Annotated in this window: 17 protein-coding genes; 8 read left to right on the plus strand and 9 right to left on the minus strand. The window is 48.4% G+C overall.

All coding sequences use genetic code 11. From position 1 onward, the window contains the following. Positions 1-6 precede the first annotated feature (6 nt). On the minus strand, positions 7-2,346 hold the full coding sequence (locus K0504_RS12500) for a TonB-dependent receptor (protein WP_220104531.1): 2,340 nt from the start codon (positions 2,344-2,346) through the stop codon (positions 7-9). A gap of 331 nt (positions 2,347-2,677) precedes the next feature. Then, positions 2,678-4,411 (minus strand): GNAT family N-acyltransferase, encoded by a 1,734-nt coding sequence (locus K0504_RS12505; RefSeq protein ID WP_220104532.1) that lies wholly within the window; start codon positions 4,409-4,411, stop codon positions 2,678-2,680. A 292-nt stretch (positions 4,412-4,703) separates the two neighbouring features. Here K0504_RS12505 and K0504_RS12510 point away from each other — a divergent pair, with 292 nt between their 5' ends. Then, positions 4,704-4,946: a hypothetical protein gene (locus K0504_RS12510; RefSeq protein ID WP_220104533.1), complete on the plus strand. Its 243-nt coding sequence runs from the start codon at positions 4,704-4,706 to the stop codon at positions 4,944-4,946. Positions 4,947-4,953: 7 nt separating this feature from the next. Here K0504_RS12510 and K0504_RS12515 read toward each other — a convergent pair whose 3' ends face one another. After that, complete coding sequence (locus K0504_RS12515; RefSeq protein ID WP_220104534.1) at positions 4,954-6,036, minus strand: AraC family transcriptional regulator; 1,083 nt, start codon at positions 6,034-6,036, stop codon at positions 4,954-4,956. Beyond that, positions 6,030-6,965 carry a GGDEF domain-containing protein gene (locus K0504_RS12520; RefSeq protein ID WP_220104535.1) on the minus strand — a complete coding sequence of 312 codons (936 nt, stop codon included), beginning with the start codon at positions 6,963-6,965 and terminating at the stop codon, positions 6,030-6,032. Before K0504_RS12520 ends, K0504_RS12515 begins: the two co-directional genes overlap by 7 nt. Before the next feature lie 305 nt (positions 6,966-7,270). Here K0504_RS12520 and K0504_RS12525 point away from each other — a divergent pair, with 305 nt between their 5' ends. Both K0504_RS12525 and K0504_RS12530 read left to right on the plus strand, forming a co-directional pair. After that, the gene (locus tag K0504_RS12525; RefSeq protein ID WP_220104536.1) at positions 7,271-9,835 is read left to right on the plus strand and encodes a TonB-dependent receptor; all 2,565 of its coding nucleotides are present in this window, start codon (positions 7,271-7,273) and stop codon (positions 9,833-9,835) included. A 12-nt stretch (positions 9,836-9,847) separates the two neighbouring features. Continuing rightward, positions 9,848-11,749 carry a phytase gene (locus K0504_RS12530; protein WP_220104537.1) on the plus strand — a complete coding sequence of 634 codons (1,902 nt, stop codon included), beginning with the start codon at positions 9,848-9,850 and terminating at the stop codon, positions 11,747-11,749. A gap of 99 nt (positions 11,750-11,848) precedes the next feature. On the opposite strand, the gene K0504_RS12535 is transcribed toward K0504_RS12530, so the two are convergent. Then, complete coding sequence (locus K0504_RS12535; protein ID WP_220104565.1) at positions 11,849-13,039, minus strand: MFS transporter; 1,191 nt, start codon at positions 13,037-13,039, stop codon at positions 11,849-11,851. Between the two features lie 277 nt (positions 13,040-13,316). Here K0504_RS12535 and K0504_RS12540 point away from each other — a divergent pair, with 277 nt between their 5' ends. The 4 genes from K0504_RS12540 to K0504_RS12555 all read left to right on the plus strand — a co-directional run bounded on the left by K0504_RS12540 (position 13,317) and on the right by K0504_RS12555 (position 17,634). After that, the gene (locus K0504_RS12540; protein WP_220104538.1) at positions 13,317-14,102 is read left to right on the plus strand and encodes a hypothetical protein; all 786 of its coding nucleotides are present in this window, start codon (positions 13,317-13,319) and stop codon (positions 14,100-14,102) included. Positions 14,103-14,306: 204 nt separating this feature from the next. Beyond that, on the plus strand, positions 14,307-15,692 hold the full coding sequence (locus K0504_RS12545; protein ID WP_220104539.1) for an efflux RND transporter periplasmic adaptor subunit: 1,386 nt from the start codon (positions 14,307-14,309) through the stop codon (positions 15,690-15,692). Further along, positions 15,689-16,414: an ABC transporter ATP-binding protein gene (locus tag K0504_RS12550; protein ID WP_220104540.1), complete on the plus strand. Its 726-nt coding sequence runs from the start codon at positions 15,689-15,691 to the stop codon at positions 16,412-16,414. Before K0504_RS12545 ends, K0504_RS12550 begins: the two co-directional genes overlap by 4 nt. Continuing rightward, positions 16,411-17,634 (plus strand): ABC transporter permease, encoded by a 1,224-nt coding sequence (locus tag K0504_RS12555; RefSeq protein WP_220104541.1) that lies wholly within the window; start codon positions 16,411-16,413, stop codon positions 17,632-17,634. Before K0504_RS12550 ends, K0504_RS12555 begins: the two co-directional genes overlap by 4 nt. Positions 17,635-17,699: 65 nt before the next feature. Here K0504_RS12555 and K0504_RS12560 read toward each other — a convergent pair whose 3' ends face one another. The 4 genes from K0504_RS12560 to K0504_RS12575 form a co-directional block, all read right to left on the minus strand. Then, positions 17,700-18,500 carry a UDP-2,3-diacylglucosamine diphosphatase gene (locus K0504_RS12560; protein ID WP_220104542.1) on the minus strand — a complete coding sequence of 267 codons (801 nt, stop codon included), beginning with the start codon at positions 18,498-18,500 and terminating at the stop codon, positions 17,700-17,702. Between the two features lie 240 nt (positions 18,501-18,740). Next, positions 18,741-19,688, minus strand: a complete 948-nt coding sequence (locus tag K0504_RS12565) for a DUF4097 family beta strand repeat-containing protein (RefSeq protein ID WP_220104543.1) — start codon at positions 19,686-19,688, stop codon at positions 18,741-18,743. A 71-nt stretch (positions 19,689-19,759) separates the two neighbouring features. Then, positions 19,760-20,314, minus strand: coding sequence for a hypothetical protein (locus tag K0504_RS12570; protein ID WP_220104544.1), 555 nt, complete (start codon positions 20,312-20,314; stop codon positions 19,760-19,762). Next, complete coding sequence (locus K0504_RS12575; protein WP_220104545.1) at positions 20,307-20,870, minus strand: RNA polymerase sigma factor; 564 nt, start codon at positions 20,868-20,870, stop codon at positions 20,307-20,309. Before K0504_RS12575 ends, K0504_RS12570 begins: the two co-directional genes overlap by 8 nt. Positions 20,871-21,209: 339 nt before the next feature. On the opposite strand from K0504_RS12575, the gene K0504_RS12580 reads away from it, so the two are divergent. Beyond that, on the plus strand, positions 21,210-21,509 hold the full coding sequence (locus tag K0504_RS12580) for an ArsR/SmtB family transcription factor (protein WP_220104546.1): 300 nt from the start codon (positions 21,210-21,212) through the stop codon (positions 21,507-21,509). The last annotated feature ends 61 nt before the right edge of the window (positions 21,510-21,570 follow it).

Genomic DNA, 21,570 nt, shown 5'->3' on the forward strand with positions numbered 1-21,570 from the left:
AAGTGGTTAGTTGGCGAAGTTGTATTTCACACGCAAACCAACAGTGCGTGGTGTGTTGACGTATTTACCGTAGCGGCGTAAGTCAAAACCGTTCACGTCACGAATACTGGCGTAATCGGTACGCACTGACGTTGCTGCATATTTGTCGGTAAAGTTATCTGCGTACAGAGTGAAATCCCACTCTTCGTAACTTAATCGAGCGGATAGGTTATGAATGGTATAACCGCCAAGCGCCTCGCCGTTGTTACGCTTGCCAACCTTGGTGTATATATTCCCCATAGATTGCAGGTTGTAGCCAAGTTCTAGTGGCATTCCTCCAATTTCTGCCGAGTAACTGGTACCGAAAGACGCTTGGTGTTCAGGCGAACCTGGTAGTCGGTCACCACTAAATGCATCAGCACCTTCAACCAGCCCTGGCGCATCTTCGGTCAGCTCGGCATTGGTGTAGGCATAGGTACCAAATAGCATCCAGTTTTCGCTTAGCAAGTAGCGGCTCGATAATTCAACACCTTTACTTTCTGCTTTTGGTCCATTGGTAGTAATGGTCACGGAACCGTTTTCGGTAATCGTTGGTACTTGCGGCTTATCCCACTTGATGAAGTACAAGGCTGCGTTTAACTCTAAGGTGTTATCGAGCAAGGTACTATGAGTGCCTAGCTCGAAGTTCAATGTTTCATCTGGCTCGTAAAACAGCTCGTCTGCTGTAGCACAAACATTCTGCTGTAGCTCAAGATCTTCATCGCACGGTGCCACGGCGTTACCACCACCAATACGATACCCTTCGCTTACCGTGAAGTACGTTAGGATGTCTTCAGCGGCTTGATATGACGCATTGAACTTAAACAGCGTGCCGTCATCTTCTGCAGAGCCATCCGACATATTAAACAGAATATCAACGGGCTCGCCATCAAGCAGAGGCAGTGCAAAGCCTTGTTCAACATCATCTTCGTAGTCATAGGCACGCGCGCCCAATGTGATGGTTAAATCGTCAGTCACCTCGTAGCTCAACTCACCGAATACGGCTTTCTCCTTGATGGTTTCTTCAAGAATTGACATGTATTCGAGGTTGTCAGGGCGGTCAATATCCCAGAATTCAGGAATGCCCGGAGTGAACTCTTCAGATGACGAATCAACTTCGAGCTTGTTATAGAAAGCACCAACAATCCACGACAATTTACTGTCGGCTTGAGAAACAAGGCGGACTTCGCCGGTAAAGGTATCTTCGTCAGCAATTTCGCGGGTGAAAGCCGCAAACGACGGGAAACCTTCATAGCCGTATTCAAAGTTCAACAGTAAGTCGGTTTGGTCACGCTGTCCTAACTCTTCGTAATCCGTTTTACCGAGTGCAACCACCAAGCTGGCAAAGTCTAAGTCGGCTTCCACTTCCAGACTTATCACCTTGTTGGTCATTTTATTTGGCTCTTCAAAGCGATAGCCGCTTTCGTATTTGCCGGTACCGAATGATTCGGTATGGACCATGGTGCGGCCTTCCGGCTCATCTTTTTGGTAGAAGTATGTCAGGTTGACATCAACGCTTTCGAGCGGTGCCCAACGCAGACCAAAACGACCAAATAAGGTTTCGTTACCGTTGGCGTCTTCTTTTGATGTTAGGTTAGCTGCGACATCGGCTGGATCGCTAAAGTCTGGCTGTGGATTGGAAACACCAGCTTCTTGTACCAAGTAGTTGTAATCAATAAAGCCGGCGGTTTTGTCGTAACCAACGGATGCCCGCAGAGCAAAGGTGTCTGAAATTGGCACATTAATGATGGTGGTGGCTTCATAGTTTGGATCATCACTTTCTTTCGTTTGTGATAATCCCGCCGACGCCGTAATTTCAAAACCATCGAATGATGGTTTGTTTGGCAAGTATCGAATTGCGCCGGCTAAGGTGCCTGCGCCATATAACGTACCCTGAGGGCCAATCAGCACTTCGACTCGATTCATGTCATACATGTGTAAGTCGACATAGACGGGAACCTCACCTAAGTAAGTGCCCACGGTGCCACCACCGCTGTTTTCACCCGTTGGACCAAGGTCGCCGGTATTTAAACCGCGAACGATGATTGGTGATGGCGCACGGCCACCCTGATCAACCACCGTCATGCCCGGAACCCACTTGGAAATTTCAACCAGATCAGTAATGCGGTTGTCTTCCAATAAGTCGCCGTTTAGGGCAGTAATGTTGACTGGAATATCTTGAACTGTATTGACTCGGCGTGTTGCCGAAACCGTGATGCGCTCTAAGCCTTTAAATACTTCAGCATCGTCTTCGGCCTGAATTGGTGCGCTGAAAGCGCTACTTACGGCGGCAAATAATGCGGTATATTTTAAATTTTTCAGTGACATGCAATACTTCTCTAGTTGTTTGACTGAATCAATCGGTACTTCTTGAGCGGCTTAAAAAGCGCATTAGAAGGTCAATGCTTGTTGTTTTGATGCAGTTGACGGCAAGGTTTTAACGTTGCTGATACATCGGTGTAACAACTTGTTCAGCAAATATTGTTCCAGCCGTGTATTTAGAGCGATTGCTTGGTAATTGAACTGAGTTGCACTACCTTGGCGCTGGCCGCTGCCTCAATTAGGAGCATCTTACTTTTTTGGTGCAAGATGCTGAGGGGATGTTTTTTCAGAGCACAAAAAAACCGGCATAGCGCCGGTTTTTTGGATTACTGGGCCGTTAGGCTGCGGTGTCACCACTCTCAGCTGCACCCATGTAACGATTACGCTTTTTCTTCTTAAGCTTCTCGATATCAACTAACACTAAACCGTCAACACAGTCGGCAAAGTCTGGATCCACGCCAAAGTCTAAGAAGCGCACGCCGTCTGGCTCTGCCACTTCTGTGTATTGCTTATACAAAGTTGGAACCGATACGCCCATATTGGCCAGAAGGTGTTTGAGTTGGGTAAAGTCTTCTTTGTAATTGTCACCAGAAAACGTGCCTTTGAGCGTTTGCATGGTGTCATCCGCAATGCCATACGGTTGTCTTGAGTGAGCAATGGGTTCTTTGCTCGAAAAGTACAATTTATAGAAGAATACCAATAGGTCGCGAGCTGGCTTCGGGAAGCTGTTACTGATGCTAACGGGGCCAAACAAGTATCTATAACCCGGGTACTTCACCAAAAATGCACCGATCCCGTACCACAGATAATCGAGAGATCGCTTGCCCCAATAGCGTGGCTGGACAAATGAGCGGCCCAGTTCAACGCCTTTCGGTAGGTATTTGTCCATTTCTTTATCGAAATTAAACAGCGAATGGGTGTACAGGCCAGTTAAGCCCTTTTCTTCAATCACACGCTGGGTGTCGGCTAGCCGGTAGGCGCCGACAATTTCTAAATCTTGTTGGTCCCACAGCACCAAATGCAAATAATGAGCATCGTAGCAATCCATATCGCGGCGCTCACCCGTGCCTTCTCCAACAGCGCGAAACGATACTTCCCGTAGGCGTCCTATTTCCCGCATGATCGGCGAGCTTTCGGTAAATCGGTACAGGTAAATCTGTTTGCCATCGGCGGTTTCACCTAAGCGCTCACATTGCTCAATGGCATGTTTTAGCTCGGCACGTGATTCAGGGTGAGCAATGGCTGAAAAGGTTTTAAACAAGCCTTTCCGCCCTTTACCAATGCGGTACAAATGACGCTTGAAAAGCTTGATGCGTTCACGATTTGGCATGGTCAAGCTGGTGTAGCTTTCATAAGGGATAGGCTCGCCCACCCGCACCGTCATGTTTTTATTGCGTTGACGGAACATTTCTTTGACCAGCAGCACCGTTGATAACGGCTTATAAATCATTGACGCACTGTAAAATAACGCCGAATTACGGCCATTAACAAACATAGGTACGATTGGCGATTGGGTCTGAGTGGCCATTTTCAAAAAACCAGATCGCCAACGCGAATCTTTTACACCCGTCGGGTGCAAGCGGGATACTTCGCCAGCGGGGAAGATGATTAATGCGCCGTCGTCACGCAGATGCTGTTCGATATTCTGCAGACATTCTTTGGCCGTGTTGCCGGTCATGTTGTTCACGGGCAATAGCATTGGTGTGAGTGGTTTGACATTCATGAGCAGTTCATTGACCACCGCTTTCACATCGCTTCTGATCTCTGCCACCATTTTTAGCAGGGCCAAACCATCGAGCGAGCCAATCGGGTGATTAGCGATAATGACCACCCGGCCGGTGGCAGGAATACGAGCTTTATCGCGGTCGCTAATGGAATAGCTAAAGCTGAAGTAATCCAGCACTTTTTCAACAAAATCCAGACCGTTGAGATGCGGGTAGGTTTCTGCAAAATTATTGATGTCTCGTTCATGTAACAAACGACGGAGCACGCCTTTTAGGGGCTTGGCCAGCCAAGGTTTTTGCTCAATGGCTGGGTAGTTGTCACGAATGACTTGATCAACAGTAAACATAGAAACGAACCTCAGTATCAACTAACCGCAGCCACGATATGAAGTTTGTGTGACGGAAATATCGCGGCAGGATTTCAGATTTATGAAGGTTTGTTCGGGCGGCTATTTTTGTGATCAACTTTGGCTATTGAGCCGGTATAAGGCGTTTTTATTGCGTTGACTTGAACCATTGCACAGTCACCTACCGTTAAAACTTCTATAGTTTTGAAACAAAATTGTTAGAACGGCTGTCTTAATTAATAGAGCAAACGGTTAGGCCTTTATTACAAGGTGAAGATGTGGGGGCGTAGTGATGTTTCGAGATTCAAGCCTCATGGATGATTTAAAATTAAACCTGTTGCGGTTGCCGCTAATGATAGGAGTTCTGGCGCTACTGATATTTTTAAGTGACTTTAACGGTTATGGGCCGGTATTCGGCCAAAATGGCCTTACTGCAGGCGTAGTGGTGGCCATGTTGATATTAACCCGAGTCACTTTTCCTGCTTATACACAACTGGCAAAACGATTGTCATTTCAACGCCGAGAGCATTGCTAGGCTGCTATTAAGCTAAGTAATCGGCCTTAAGCTGACTCGGCTTTAGACCCGTCCAGCGTTTGAATGCTCGGCGGAAATTATTGATGTCGGAAATGTCAAAGTAGTCGGCCATCTGGCCATTACTCCAGCCGAGATCGCGGGCCAACTGTAAGGCTCGATAGCGATTATTGTCATCTTGCATCTTACTGTAGCTCGCGCCTTCTTCCTTCAATTTGCGCTTAAAAGTGCTCGCACTCATGGCAAACCAATTCGCGACCTGCTCCAACGAATCTTGTGGTTGTTGCTGTAAGTACAAATACACAGCATGGACCAAGGTGATGCCCCGAGGCACTTGAACACTCAGCTGACTGCAGTGGCGCCTCATGTTTTGTGCTGGGCGGTGAGTATTCGATTGCAGGGCCCGTTGCACACTCGGCTGTGACAAGCTGATTCGGACATCTTGTCGACCATAGTGAACTGCTAAACCGAGGTGGCGCTGCCACAAGCGATGTTCTGCTCGATAGTGATTCGGCAAATACCAGCTTACCTCGATGCCATGGTGACGGCTCCACAACGCTACGCCTCCGCACACCACTTTCTCGAAAAATTGTTGCACTTCGGCTGATGCAGGAAGCCGTCGCAAATCTAAATGCCGCTGGTTGTTGTCGTTAAGTTGGCAATATTGCAATGGCAAGTGCCAATTAGCGTAATAGCTGTGAATGGCTCGCAATACCTGACTAGGATTGACCGTGCTCATCAATAGCTGTGCCAATGGCTCTTGGCTTTGCATGAGTTGCTGGCCGACCAAAAATGGCAGTTCTGGATCGGGGCAACGCCTAGCATTGTGAATGAGTTGATAGAGTTGCTGGGGCGAAATTAATCGGTTGTCATCGTACAAATCGGCTTCAAACAGTTTGGTGCCCGCTAAATACATGCAGGCATCATCGGTGCGCATTTGCAACAATCGATAGAGCGTTCTGGTAATCGCCGGACGCATAAATTTGTGATGGGTACTTAGTAGCGGAATATGTTGAAGCTTGTGCAATACGGCGTTCGATGGCGCTGCGTGCAGTTGGCCGGTGAACGAGTGAGCCTGATGAGACGTTAACATAAGCCTGAATCTCGACTTGTATAGCCGTTTGGCTGACAAGATTGCACGCGCTGTTGTAGTTCTTGTTCAGTATTGGCAATAAATTCAGCGGCAGGTTGAGCGCCGCTCCAACTTCGCTGCACGCGGCAAATGTTTGCGGGTAGGCGGGCCTGGACAGTTTCAATGATGCGCTGGAACTGAACATTAGCCTGACAACTTGTGACGTTGGTAAGAAGCAGCGCAAAACGTTGCCCGCCGCACCGACACAACACATCTTCGGTGTGAATCATCGCCAGCATTAACTCGGCAAACTGACCGAGCAGCTGTTGCTGACACACTATATCGTGATTTGGCGATGGCGTGTCGCCGCCGAACACCTGTAATTCAAACATGATGAGTTCACAGTGTTCGGGCTGCTTTCGCTGTGCGATTCCCTGCAACTGCTGAACCAAATAGGCTTCGCCATACAACTGGGTTAAAGGATCAAGCAGCTGATAATCGCGATGCACCAATTCACGCTGTTTAAGTTGTCGATTAATTAATTTCTGTTCTTTCAACCACTCCCAAAGGCCGAGCGTCACCAGCAACATGGCGGTTGGAATTGCTAATGATTCAAGATCAGCAAAGAGTCGGAAATTCATCGGGTAGTGGATGAATTCATCCATCAGATCGAGTAAGCAAGCGAACCAATAGAGTAGTGCGCCGCTATACAACAGGTTTGTGATCTTGCCCGGCGGCCGCGCGCACAATAGTAAGAGTAGCCAGCTTAATGCCAGCAATGCAGCAGCGCCTTCGCCAGCGACATCCAGCCAGCGGATCACGGTTTTAAATGATCCCACCTGAATCGTTGCTGCAGCCAATATCAACGCGCCAACCAATGCCGCCATCAATCGTTGACTGTGGTAGCGGGTTAAAAATCGTTGGTATTGAATGAATTGATAAAAAATCATCCGGCCAAACTAATCAACTTGCATGACAGTTTAGTGACTAGAGGCCGTCGTCAGCCAAAGGCGTTGAGCCGATTTGACCCCAGTCAATTGAGCTCAATTCGATAACGTTTGCCATTGTAAGTGGTCACTATCGTTTTTGGGGCTTAAACGTCAGCGTTATAGGCCGATTATTGATGGTTTAAAATCTCATAAGCAGTTTGGGTGCTGTCACTTGCAACATCTTTGTCATCTAACCGCTCTACCTTCTGCAGCCATAACAACACACCGCTTAATACCTAACTTAAAAACACTTTTTGAGACATGTTATGACTGTAAACAAGGTAAACACGACATTGATGCCAGCTTTCGCTAAGCCACTTACGCCGATCGCCTTAGCTTGTATCACCGCGCTGGCAATGCCGGCAGTGGCAGAAGAAACGACTCGCCCAGCTCCGGAAGACGAAAAGGTTGAGCACATCTACGTGATTGGCCAAGTAGCCGCCTCTGCGCGTTCGTTACAAGCACAGCGCGATGCTGATAATTTCATTACCGTTGCCACCGCCGATGCGATAGGTGACTTTCCCGATGCCAACGCGAGTGAGTCTTTGCAACGTATGGTCGGTTTGTCCATTGAACGTGACCAAGGTGAAGGTCGCTTTGTTCGGATCCGTGGTTTGGCGCCGGATTACAATGCGGTGACCATTAACGGTAGCCGTATTCCATCGCCGGAAGCCGGGCGTCGAGCGGTTGCGCTTGATGTCGTGCCATCAGATTTGATTCAAACCTTGGTGGTCACAAAATCACTTACGCCAGATATGGATGCTGATTCCCTGGGTGGTGCGGTTGATATTCAAAGTGCTTCAGCCTTTGACCGCGATGATCAGTTTTTTAAATTGAATATCGAAGGTGGCTATAACGATCAGCAAGAAGAGTACAGCCCTAAAATCACCGGTGCGTACTCCACTAAATTTGCAGATAACACCATGGGCTTAGCGCTGGCAGGCAGCTGGCTGAAGCGTAAATTTGGCTCGGACAACGTCGAAACCGGCAATGGTTGGGACTTCGATGAGTCCCCTGCGTTGTTGGAAGAGCTAGAGCAGCGCGACTATAAAATCACTCGTGAACGTATTGGTTTGGTGGCAAATTTCGACTGGCACCCAACCGACACAGACCGTTGGTTTTTACGTACCCTTTACAGTGAATTTGCCGATGACGAGCAACGTAACGGTATTGTGACTGAGTGGGAAGATGGCCATACCACGGACGGAGAAATGGTTGATGCCGAAGTCGCCCGCGAACTAAAAGATCGTGAAGAAACGCAAACCATTACATCGATCGTTGTTGGCGGCCAGCATGAATTCAACAATTGGATTGTTGATTATCAAGCGGGCTGGAGTGAGTCAGATGAAGACAACCCAGACTACATCACCTCTGCATTTGAACTCGATGATGCTGTACCGCTAACGGTAAACGGGACTCGTAAACCACGCGTTGGCGCGCCTGCTGCCTATTTCGATTATGACGCCTATGAGCTAGATTCTATCGAAGTCTCAGATAGCTACACAGACGATACAGAATACAACGGTAAAGTTGACCTAACCTACCTGACGCAATGGTCCGGCCGAGATGTTGAGCTCAAGTTTGGTGGCAAAATGAGCCGCCGAGACAAAGACAATCGGGAAGATGTTTGGGTATTGGAAGACCTTGATGAAGCGGGTGTTAGTGATGCCGACTTGCTGATGAGTGGCCACCTTGGCGGAGTCGTTGACTATGATCTTGGCAATTTTGGACATGCCATTTCAGCCAACAGCATTCACAACTTAGTCGACGAAGTTGGTCTTGATGGTTATGAAGATGAAGTTGAATCGCGTATCAATAACTTCTCGATGAGCGAAGATGTTGATGCGGCTTACCTGATGGCAACAGTGATCTTTGACGAAATGACCCTCATTGGCGGTGTTCGTTTTGAGTCTACTGACTTTGAAGCCAACGGCTGGCAGTACAACGACATCGATGAGAGCTTCACCGAACGTAATGTGAGCAATGATTACGATCACTGGCTGCCATCACTGCAATTGCGCTGGGATATTGAAGAAAATCTCGTGTTCCGTGCCGCTTGGACAAACTCTATTGTTCGGCCAACGTTCGAGCAACTCGCGCCTGGTTTTGTGTTGGAAGAAGATGACGGCGATTTAGAAGCTGAATTCGGCAACCCGAACCTCGAAGCGTTAGAGTCCATGAACTTCGATGTGGCCATTGAATACTACATGGGCGAAGCGGGCATTGCGTCTGCGGGCGTATTCTATAAAGACATCGAAAACTTTATTTATGGCTCTGACATCGCAGGCAGTGCTGGCTATGAAAGTTTTGCCAAGGCTGAAACCTATACCAATGGTGACTCCGCCGATATTCTAGGTTTGGAGCTGAACTGGGTGAAGCAGTTCAACGAGCTACCTGCACCTTGGAATGGTTTGTTAATGAGCATGAATGCCACCATTACTGATTCCGATGCTGACATCAGCTACTACGACGATGGCGCTAAGCAAACCCGTTCGGTGCCATTCCCTAGTCAATCGGATGAAACTGCGAACTTTGCTGTGGGTTATGAAGATGAGCAAATGAGCCTGCGTCTATCCGCGGCCTATAAGTCTGAGTACTTGTTGGAAGTTGATAGTGTTGATGATGACAACTACGACGTGTATGAAGATAGTCACTTGCAGCTCGACTTTATTGCCAAAGCGTATGTGCAAAAGGACATTCAGGTTTATTTCAACGCCCTTAACCTAACTGACGAGACGTATTACACCTATTCCAATGCCAACCGCTACAACGTTCAATATGAAGAATATGGTCGCAGTTACCAAGTTGGCGTGACCATTACAGGCTTTTAAGGAGCTGCAATCTTGTTTTCCATTTCTCGTATATTTGTAACATCGGCTGAGGCGCTTGCGCCTCAGCAGTGGTCAACGTCTAAGCGGGTGGTTCAACTTACGCGTTGGTTATCGTTCTCTGCCGTTGCTGGCGCTGCGTTGCTAACGGGCTGCGGCGCCGAACAATCGCAGACGCTAGAGCTTAACAAACAATCTGAATCGGCTTGGTTTAACGTGTCATCTCGCTTGGTGGCAACGCGCAACTTGGCTGAAATCAACTGGCAAGTGAGTTTGATCAACGATGGTCGCGCCATGCAAATTGTTAGTCAGTCAGGCGACAGCACGAGTACCACGCGTACCGTGCCATTTAGCGATATGTTGGCAGATGACTTTTGTTTGTATCTTAGCCCGCAAAGCCAAAACCTATATGCCTTTGTGCAAGATGGGCGCGCGCGTAGTGAACAGTGGTTGCTGGCAGAGCAAGGCCGCACGTTAGCCGATCCTGTTAAAGTGCGTCAGCTGCCGGTGGGTTACGATACCAGCCGCTGTGCAGCAAATGATGCTACCGGCGAGCTGTTTATTGCGGAAGAGGGCGTTGGCGTGTGGCGTTATCAGGCCGAACCTGAAGCCATGACCGACCGCCAGCCTGTTGCCATGAACCAGCCTTGGGGGAATTTAACCGATGCGGTTGAAGATCTCGCGGTACTGGCCGATGGTCGACTGGCACTGTTATTGCCAACAGAGCTGCACCTGTTGACACCAACGAAGCAGGGTTTCGGTTTGTCTCAGCACTGGCCGTTAACGACTGACAGTGAGCAAGAATTTGAACTCCTAGGTACCCGTTTGCAAGCCGATCAGCAACACATTGAATTGGCCTTTGGCCATGAAGATGAGTCAGCCAGTTGGCATGTGCAATTACCGTTTGATGCCGAAGCTCACGCTACTCATCTTACCAAAGCAATGCCGTTGATCTCCGAGGTCAAAGCTAGTTATCAAACACCTCCGGCTAAACAAACCGGTGACGCCATGGATGATCCAGCCATTTGGTTGAATCCACTTCGTCCTGCGATGTCGTTGGTATTGGGCACGCACAAAAAACACGGTTTGTATGTTTATGATTTGCAGGGGCGCAAGCTCCAAGTACTTGCCGATGGCATGCTGAACAATGTGGATGTGCGCAGTTTCGCTGAGCCTATTGGTGATTATTATGGTCTCGCTGTTGCGTCTCGTCGCGATGACAACACGGTACTGCTATATGGCATTAATGCTGAGCGTCAAGTGACCCAATTGGCGCGCTTCGACACGCCACTCAATAAGATCTACGGGATCTGCATGGGCCAGCTTGATGATCAGTTGGTTATGTTCCCCAATGATAAAGATGGCCGCGTTCTGCACTACCAGCTCAATGCCAATGATGATGGCCAGCAATGGCAAGCGTCATTGGTGCAAACGCTCACTCTCGATTCGCAGCCAGAAGGTTGTGTAGTTGATGACGTGCGCCAACAACTCTTTGTTGGAGAAGAAGATGTTGGCATTTGGATGGCACAACTCAACGAATCAAATCCACAATGGCAGGCCATTGCCACCATTGATGAGCACCTACATGCGGATGTTGAAGGCATCGCTATTGCCCGCGGCGAGCCCGATATCTTAGTGGCATCGAGCCAAGGCAATGATAGCTACGTGCTATTCCAAGCCGTATTTCCTTACCAGTACTTAGGACGCTTTCGAGTGGGACTAAATGCAGCTAAAGGATTGGATGGTAGTTCCGAAACCGATGGCTTGGATGTATTAACGACACCGCTTAACACCGACTTCCCTGCAGGGCTGTTGGTGGTGCAAGATGGTCGTAACTTAATGCCTGATCAAGCGCAGAACTTTAAGTTAGTCAGTTGGACTGAGGTGTTAACGTCCTTACAGCCGGTGCCGGAGTAACGGACTAGTTTTGCTCTAAGATGTAAAAGCCTGCTTATTGAAGCAGGCTTTTTTTATCGCTAATCGCGGCGTTGCTAGCGCGTTGCGTTGGATGCTAAATCAATTTTCTTGTTGGGCTTGTTTCGGCGCAGACCAAAGTAACTCGTTACCAGGCTCCGGCTTGGCTGGGATGCAATAAGCCAGTATCAGTGATCCAATGGCAAAACCAACACCAATCATAAACACAGCGGCATGTGAGTAAATCCAAACTATTCCCAATAGGGCCGGGATCACCACGGCAGCAATATGATTGATGGTAAAGCTAACACTCGCAGAGGCGGCTATGTCGCGTGGATCGGCAATCTTCTGGAAATAGGTGTTAATAGCAATGGCAAAGGCAAAAAACAGATGATCGATGATGTAGAGCGCAGCCGCCATATTGGCGTTATCAACCAGCGCATAGCCACCAAACACCATAATTAAGCCAACATACTCAATCAGCAGCGCTTTACGCTCACCAATCCGGCCTATAAAGGCTCCAATTTTCTTGGCAAATAAAAAGTTAAATACATAGTTTGCGATGAATAACGTACTGATTTGGCTAACGCTATAACCAAACTGTTCCACCATCATAAAGCCGGCAAACACCACAAAGATCTGTCGCCGAGCACCACTTAAAAAAACTAAGGCGTAATACAGCCAGTAGCGTTGACGTAAAATGAGCTTCTTATGTTGTGTGGCATGCTGATCAAAATGTTTAAAGTAAGTCGCCACGATGAGCGTGGCAAATACGCCTAAACCGCCAACTAACGCATACAGCCAGACATAATCGACCCCGAACTGCCCCATAACAACCCAAATCAGACCATAGGCGAGCAGCGATGCAATTGCTTTAACTGACAACGCTTGGCCCATGAATTCGGGCGCGTCCTTTTTGTCGAGCCATTGCAAGGTCAGTGATTTGTTGATGGTTTCAAAGTAGTGAAAACCTACCGACATGATGACGGTGGTGAAATACAAACCGGTTGCGTTGGGGAAAAAACCAGTTAACAAGATGCCAATGAACATGGTGGCAAGCGCGAGTAAAGCAAACGATTGTTCGCGGATCAGCAACAGTACAAACACGGCGGTAAAGGCCAAAAATCCGGGGATCTCGCGCACACTTTGTAAAATGCCAATCTCAACGCCGGTAAACTGAGCGCGCTCAACCACAAAGTTGTTGAGCAAAACCATCCAAGTGGCGAAACCAAAGGACATCAAAAACATCATGCACAAGAGCAGCTGTTGCGGTGTGCGAGCAATACGAATCATCACGATGAGCTATTAATGAAATTAAAACGACATGTTAGCACGCTGTTTATGGATTACTGGCTGATAATTTTTGCAGCAGCATTGTCAACTCGCTCATAGGCGGCGCATCGGACGCGAACAAGGTCATTGACGCGTCGTAGATCCTCCGATTGATGACTGTTTGATTGTTCTATTTTTTGCAACAGTCGTTCCCAAAGTGACTTATATATCCGTGGCTGATGGCTGGTTAAAGTACTGCTCGTCATTACATAAGAACAAATTGGATGAGGTTACCGTCATGAAATTTAGAAACATTATATATTCGAGCTTGGTGGTTGTGTGTTCTGGGCTCTCGGTGGCCCACGCGGCAACCATTACCCTGAATGATGGCCGAAGTATTGAAGCGGATATCACCGGACGTGATGGAGATAACCTGATCCTTGACGTCAATGGCCTCGAAGTGAGGGTTGATAGCAGCCAGATCGCCTCCGTTGACATGACAACGAATTCTGCAGCGCCAGATGCCACGCCGGTTAATCAAGATGCGGCGGCAAACAGTAGCAATCAACAACAAGTCGCCACGGCACCACCGCCAGCTGCTGAGCCGGCCGTGGTGCCGGAAGGTACGGCGCTTACCGTTCGTATGAACGATTCAATCAACACGCGCTCTGGTGGTGTTGGGCAACGTTTTACGGCGATATTAGAAGCCAACTTAATGGCCGGCGATGTGGTGGTAGCAGAGCGAGGCACAACCGTTTATGGTCGTATTATCGACTTGAAAAAAGCGGGTCGAGTAGCCGGGGGCGCATCGATGTCAATAGAACTCACGGAGCTGCTCATTGAGAACCAAATGGTACCGATTGTGACCCAACCTCTCAGTGCACAAGGTCAGAATACAGCCGCAACCTCAGCAGGTAGAACGGCGAGAAGCGCAGCCATTGGAGGGCTTGCCAATGGTAGCTCAGGGGCTAAAACCGGTGCAAAAGTTGGATTGGGTGCGTCGCTTCTCACTCAAGGCAATGACATTGAGCTGCCCAAAGGAACCCTGGTTGACTTTAACTTACGCGCGCCATTGCAATCGTAATTGACTAGAGGCGCTTACTGCAGCCGTTAATCTATTGAAAAAGCCACCGTTATGGTGGCTTTTTGGTTTGTTGGTTATGTCGATAAATGATTTCGAAAGAACGCGATAACTTAATGATTAAGAGCGTAAAGATATGTAAAAGCGATTTATATGGCGGTGATGTGATTGGTAACATGATTGCTCCATACATTGTGATTGGTTGGTATGAAAAAATATCTTTGGCTTAGCGCAGCCGCAGCTGCTGTGATTATCGGTTATGTGTCATTTTCTGGTTCGGGAAGCGAAGGGGCGGTCGGAAAATCGGCAGGAAGCTACCGTACTGAAGCCATTAGCCGTGGTGATATTCGCAATACCGTGAGTGCGACGGGCACCTTAGCGGCGGTTGACGATGTGGTGGTTGGCGCCCAGTTGTCTGGCCAAATTACTGAAGTGCATGTCGACTTTAATGACTCGGTAGCCGCTGGCCAATTATTGGCATTAATCGATCCTCGTACCTTTGCGGCTCAAGTGGCACAAGCGCAAGCGCTGCTCGACAAAACGTCCGCCGACATTGAGCTCCAGAAAATTGCCATTAAGCAAGCCCAGGTGAACTACGAGCAAGCGGTTCGTAACCTTCGCCGAGTCGAAGGACTCGTGGCTGCCAACCATATTTCTGAAGACGAGCTTGATAGTTATCAAACGGCCGTTGAAGTCCAACAACTTGCTTGGCAGCAAGCCAAAGCGCAATTGAATATTCTGCATGCCACCGAAGCGAGCAACGCCGCAAGCCTAGAGCAGGCGACCATTGAATTAGAGCGAACCGAGATCCGCTCACCAATTGACGGTTTTGTGATTGACCGAACCATTGAAGCGGGCCAAACCGTTGCATCAAGCTACAACACGCCAGAGTTGTTCACCTTAGCCCGAGATTTATCGGAAATGGAAATTGAAGCCTATATCGACGAATCAGATATTGGCCGAGTGATGCTTGAGCAACGCGTTGCGTTTAACGTTGATGCATTCCCTGACCGCGAGTTTCGTGGTGAAGTCAGTCAAATCCAAAAAGCACCGCAGTCCGATTCTGGTGTTGTTAGTTATACCGTGGTGATCAATGCTAAAAATCGCAATGGTATGTTGTTGCCAGGTATGACTGCGAACTTAGAAATTGCCATTGATAGCTTACCTAATGTGCAGCGGGTGCCGAACGCCGCGCTGCGTGCAGCACAGCGATTTGGTGATGCGAATGACAGCGAAAAGCGTCGTGGCCCGATGAGTATGCTCGAGCAGCTAAATCTCAGCAATGAACAACGGGAAATTTTACGAGAGCGTCTGCCTAAACCCGGCTCAGGTTTTGGTCGTGGTGTTGCCCAACAACAGCGTCAGCGAATGGAGCAAGTGTTGGATGAAGTGCTGACCCCGCAACAGCAAGAATTGCGAGCCAAACTTCGCAATGGCCAGCTTCGCGTTGGGCATCTACTGGTCGTTCGTGGCGGTGGTGTTGAAAAGATCGAAGTGAAATTAGGTATTAGTGATGATTCCCATACCGCAGTGCTGGAGCCCGATTTAACCGGTGAGCAGGTGGTCACACAAATTCGGGCTACTAAGTCATGAACGAGTTGAGTTCATCAGCATCAACGCCAACCATTCAGTGCGAGCAGTTGAGTCATAGCTTTCCGATGGCAGGGGAGCGCTTCCAAGTGCTCAAAGGCATTGATTTGACGGTGATGCCCGGAGAGATGGTGGCCATTATTGGCCCGTCGGGCTCTGGTAAATCAACTCTGATGAACCTGATCGGTTGCTTAATGACGCCCGAGCAGGGCGAGCTTAAGATCCTTGGCAAATCAACAAGCGGTTTAACTAAGGCTCAATTGGCCGATGTACGTCGTGACCACATTGGCTTTGTATTTCAGCAATTTAATTTGCTCGCTAGAACCTCGGCATTAGACAACGTCAAAATGCCGCTGATGTACCATGACGAGCCAATTAAAGATGCCGATGAGCGAGCTCGAGCTTGCTTAGAGTCGGTCGGCTTAGGTGATCGCCTGCATAACCACCCCAGCCAATTATCTGGTGGTCAGCAACAGCGGGTTGCCATTGCTCGGGCGCTTATCAATCGGCCCGATATTCTTTTGGCTGATGAGCCAACTGGCGCCTTAGATACCCACACCAGTGGTGAAATTATGGCGCTATTTCGCAAACTCAATAACGCTGGTCACACGGTGGTATTGGTGACCCATGAAATGGAAGTTGCTGAACAAGCAGACCGAATCGTTATGGTGCGTGACGGCTGTTTGTTACAAGATTCGAGTCAGCATTTGGAGGGCGCCAAATGAGTCAATTATTCACTGCGCTAATTTCTTTGCGCCGCAATATGATGCGCTCAATTCTTACGACCTTGGGTATCATCATCGGCATTAGTGCTGTCATCATCATGTTTGCGCTGGGTGAGGGCGCCCAACGCGAAGTTGAAGAAAAAATCAAAAGTCTTGGAACCAACCTGTTAATGGTGCGCGCTGAGGCGATTAACACCGCAGGCGCGCGCGGCGCATCCGGTAACGTCAATCGGTTGAACATTTCAGATGCCGACGCCATCAAGCGAGATCTCTCAGAAGTTGTTGCTGTTGGTGCTTACAACCGCGGTCAGGCGCAGGTGGTTTATGGCAACCAAAACTGGAATACCGGTATTCAAGGCGCCAATGTTGATCTGCTTACGGCAAGTAACTGGCAGGTGACCGATGGTCGTGCCTATAGCGAAAGTGAAGTGCGAAGTGGTGCCAAGGTGGTGCTGATTGGCGAAACGGTTGCCAAAGAACTATTTGATGATCCGGCCTTCGCCGTTGGTGAAACGGTGCGGGTGAATAAAATTCCATTGAAGATTATTGGTTTGCTTGGCGCTAAAGGCGAGGACATGAGGGGCTTTGATCAGGATGATATTTTGATCATGCCGTTAACCACCGCTAACCGCCGAGTGATTGGTAAATCAGGTCGCGATATCAACCGCGTTAGCCGGATGGTGGTTGCTGTAGACGAAGAAAACAACATGACCTACGTCAGCGAAGAGATGGAGCGTTTGCTCAATCAGCGTCATCGCGTTGCCGCAGGGCAAACCGCGTTTTCTGTTCGCAACTTATCGGCCATGTTATCGACCCGAGCCGAAGCGAATAAAGTCTTTTCCTCGCTGTTGGCAGGCGTTGCTGGAGTGTCGCTGTTAGTGGGTGGCATCGGTGTCATGAACATCATGCTGGTGAGTGTCACTGAGCGGACTCGGGAAATTGGGTTACGTATGGCCGTTGGCGCTAAGCCGCGTGCGATCTTGGCGCAGTTCCTGATTGAAAGTGTGGTGCTGTGTTTAGTTGGCGCCATGCTGGGCCTGCTCATCTCCTTGCTTGCCGTTGGTTTGATGCAATTTGGGATGGGCTGGAGCATGGCGTTGTCGCCGGTGATCATGCTGATTAGTGTGGTGGGAACTGCGCTTATTGGGGTTGGTTTTGGCTTTTATCCGGCCTATAAAGCGTCCAATTTAGATCCCATTGAAGCGCTGCGGTTTGAATAAATCACTGGGTTTAACACCCAAGCCTTGCGGTTAAATACCGCAAGGCCTGTTCACAAAGGTACAGGCTAAGCCGCACGACCGGTTATAACGGTGAGCTCTGGCGGTAAATGGTCAATTTGCTTTTGGGTATCACTCCAGTGCAACAACTCAATTTCGCCTGATGTACGTTCAACTGCCGCCGTGCAACTTTCCACCCAATCGCCGTCATTCAAATACAAAATGCCATCTTCATATCGCATATTGGCACAATGAATGTGACCACAGACGATGCCATCAACACTGCGTCGGCTGGCCTCTCTGATCGCAGCATCTTCAAATCGTTTAATCGCGGCTTCTGCTTTTTTGACTCGCTTTTTAAGATAAGCCGCAGCAGACCAATAGGAAAAGCCGAACCATGATCGAGCACGGTTTACCCAACGGTTAATAAACAGCAATAAATCATAACCTTTGTCGCCAACCCACGAGTGTAGTCGCCCAATTTTGACGGCCGCGTCAAACTCGTCGCCATGCAGCATCAGCAGCTTGCCGTAGGCTAGTGACTCGTATTCATACTCGCGGTGACATTCAATGCCTTGAAACACACTGCCGCTATAGTCGCGCATGGTTTCGTCATGGTTGCCGGGTACATAGATTACTTGGCAGCCTTGTTGGGCTTTTTCCAGCAAGGCGTTGAGGACTTGTTGATGCGAGGCTGGCCAAAACACTTGCCGTTTCATGGCCCATAGATCAACTACGTCACCAACCAAAAATAAATGGTCGCAGGTGGTTTTGCTGAGGAAGTCGAGGAGGTATTCGGCTTTACAATCACGGTAGCCGAGGTGGATGTCTGACAGCCAAATTGCGCGATAATGTTGTGTCCCTTGCATGGGCAAACCCTCTCTATGGTTTGCCGCCAAGTTATGGTGTTCGTTTTACGTTCAGGTGACACCCATTTGATTGTTTTGTGACAGGCATATGGATGCAATATGACGGCTGATTAGCCAGGTTTCTGAGTGATTATCAGAATTTCATTCATATCTGGTTATCGCGGGTTGGTAAGAAAGCGAGCCGGGTGACAGAAGTCCGGCTCGCAGATTGATAGTGGATCGCAGGGATAAAACTCGCCGTTAGCGGCTGATTTTTATTTCACCCTTAATGGTTGAGGCGCGCACCATGCCGCTGCCATCACCCAGTGAAAAATCAAGACGCTGAAATCCGGTATAGCGCTCTTCGGTGACTTTATCGTCAGTCAGCTTGTTGACGATATCGCCCTGATGGCCATCAATGCTGAATTTAGCTTGTGGCTCTTCTAAGAAGGTCAGACGAATGTCTCCGCCGACAGATGAGGCGCTAATACGGCCAGCCGGCGCGAGTTTAATGGAAGCTTTTACATCGCCATTGACTGAACTAACGTTCAAGTTGCTAACCGTATTACCTTCGAGCTTGATGTCGCCATTAACGGTATTTGCACTAAACGAATCAATATCGCCATCAATGCGAATATCGCCATTGACCGTCTCCAGCTCAATGCTATCGCCTTGTAGGTTCTGAACCGTAACGTCACCGTTGACGGTATTGAGTTTTAGGTTACCGGTAATGTCCTTTGAGTCGACATCACCATTAATCACTTCTACGCGGACTTTGCCGGTAATGCGCGACAGGCTCATGTCGCCGTTGATGGTATCGACTTCAACATCACCTGTAAGCAAATCTAAATTTAGCTCGCCATTGGTGGAGTCGTAACTGATATTAGAATGTTGGGGCACATGGATGACGAGATTGTCACCGTCATCATCGTCATACCAGCTACCATCATCTTCCTTGACGCTGATCTCGATGGTGCTGCCACGGCGCTCGAATACAAACTCTTTTGCTCGGTCAGACAATTCGCCAACCACTTTGACTTCGTTTTTATCCCAACCCTGTAATCGAATAGTGCCATTGATGTGGGACACTTCGACTCGTTCGCCTGAGTTGGCCGCGAGGGTTTTATCAACGGATTCGCCAGCATGCGCCATTGAAAACGAGAGTAGGCCGAGAGCGATGATTCCGGCGCCTGCAGTAAATTTGTTCATGGTGTTACTCCTGCTTTGATAATGACCTCAACAGGATTGAGGCCGTCTAAATAGGTGAATGCAATAACGCGTTAGATTTGTGCTAACCGCGGTACGTGTACACGTTCAATAAGCTGCAATTGTTGCTGGTAAATACTCTTCAACATTTTCAACAACGTGGGGTTACGTGGATCATGCTGCAGCGCTTCGTGAATGGCCTTGGCGGCATCTTCTAGCTCTTGCAGTTGATCTTGCCAATTGTCAGTAAATGCTGGTTTGCCTTTGAATTGCACGAGCAACATGTCTTTCTGACTCAAGTAGTTGTCGCTGAGCGTTGCAATAAACTGTTCGCTTTCAATACGCATTTGGTAGTGGCTATATTGTTGACCGCCAAACCAAGCCAACATGGCGACCATCACAATTGAAGCTGCGCTGGCGAGCCAAACTTTTGATTGGAGCGGCCGAGACGATTTGGATGTAATATTGCTTGGTAACACGTTAGCGTTCGCCTGCTCACCATCCGACAATTCTGCGCGGTGATCTAAAGCGTGCTCAATGCCTTGCCACAAGTCGCGTTGCGGTTGTTGCTCTTGCGGTAATGCTTGGAGTTGCTGCTCTAGGTTTTGTTCAAAGTTTGGTTTAGTCATGACTCATCCACTCCCTTAACAGTTTCTTGGCGCGATGAAATTGAGCTTTACTGGATCCCACTGCCATAGAGGTCATTTGCGAAATCTCCTCATGGCGATAGCCTTCAACGGCATGCAATACAAACACTAACCGGGCACGCTCTGGCAGCCGCTGTATGTATTGGTCCAGTTCATTGGTGGCGCTTACGTTAGTGGCAACCAAGTCGGCTTCATTGGCGCTCTCCAGACCAAAGGTTCGCTGTAGCCAATTCTTTTGCCGACGCATATACGAAACGGTGACGTTGGCCGTGACACGATGTAGCCAAGTGGAAAACTTGGAATCACCGGAAAAACGGTGCAACGATTGCCACAGTTGGATGAACACTTCCTGCGTCGCATCTTCGGCAAAGCTGTTGTTGCCGGTTAGCCGCAACGCCAAGGCAAAAACTTGACCAAGATAACGCTCGTATAGTTGCCGATAAGCGCCACGGTCACCCTGCTGAGCGGCTATGATCAACGCCTGCTCTTGTTGTTGCTCAACCTGTTGTTGAAGTTCGACAACAGTTCCTTGGTTCATGTGACAAATTTCCTATCGGGTTATTTGATTGGTTGTTATTGAGTTAGTCGCAATAACCCCAAAAAAGGTTTAAATGGGAATAAAAGTTTTTGGTGTGAAAAATATATAGACGATTAAGAGAAGAATTAGTTTTATTTAATATATAGAATAATTGCTTTATAAATAAACGGTTATAATTTAACCGTTATTGCAATTGAGAATAACAATGAAAAAAACTACCGAAATTATCTAATTTAGCGATGAAATGGTTGATTTCGGGTGTATGCTTAAAGGGACGCTAGGACGGCCCAACCATACAGCGCACATCAGTTCATCTTTATTGAGTAAAGGAGAAACTCTATGGATCTGCAGCAAATGAAACAGAATGCGGGCCGCGCTATTCCGCTACTAAAAGCATTATCAAATGAGAACCGTTTATTTATTCTTTGCCATTTACATAGTGGTGAGTTAAGCGTAACTGCATTAACCGAGCGGGTCGGATTAAGTCAGTCTGCGTTGTCTCAGCATTTAGCGATTTTACGTAATCAAGGTTATGTGAAAACGCGTAAAGAAGCTCAAACGGTGTATTACTCGTTTGCGAGTTCGGAAGTCGAGGCAATGATGGGGCTACTGCATGATCTTTATTGTCAGCCAGAGTAGTTGACGAAAAGTTCATGAGGTGAAAATTCAGATATAAAAAAACCGGCAGAAGCCGGTTTTT

Source organism: Neiella holothuriorum, assembly GCF_019457915.1.
In the GTDB taxonomy this organism is placed as follows: domain Bacteria; phylum Pseudomonadota; class Gammaproteobacteria; order Enterobacterales; family Neiellaceae; genus Neiella; species Neiella holothuriorum.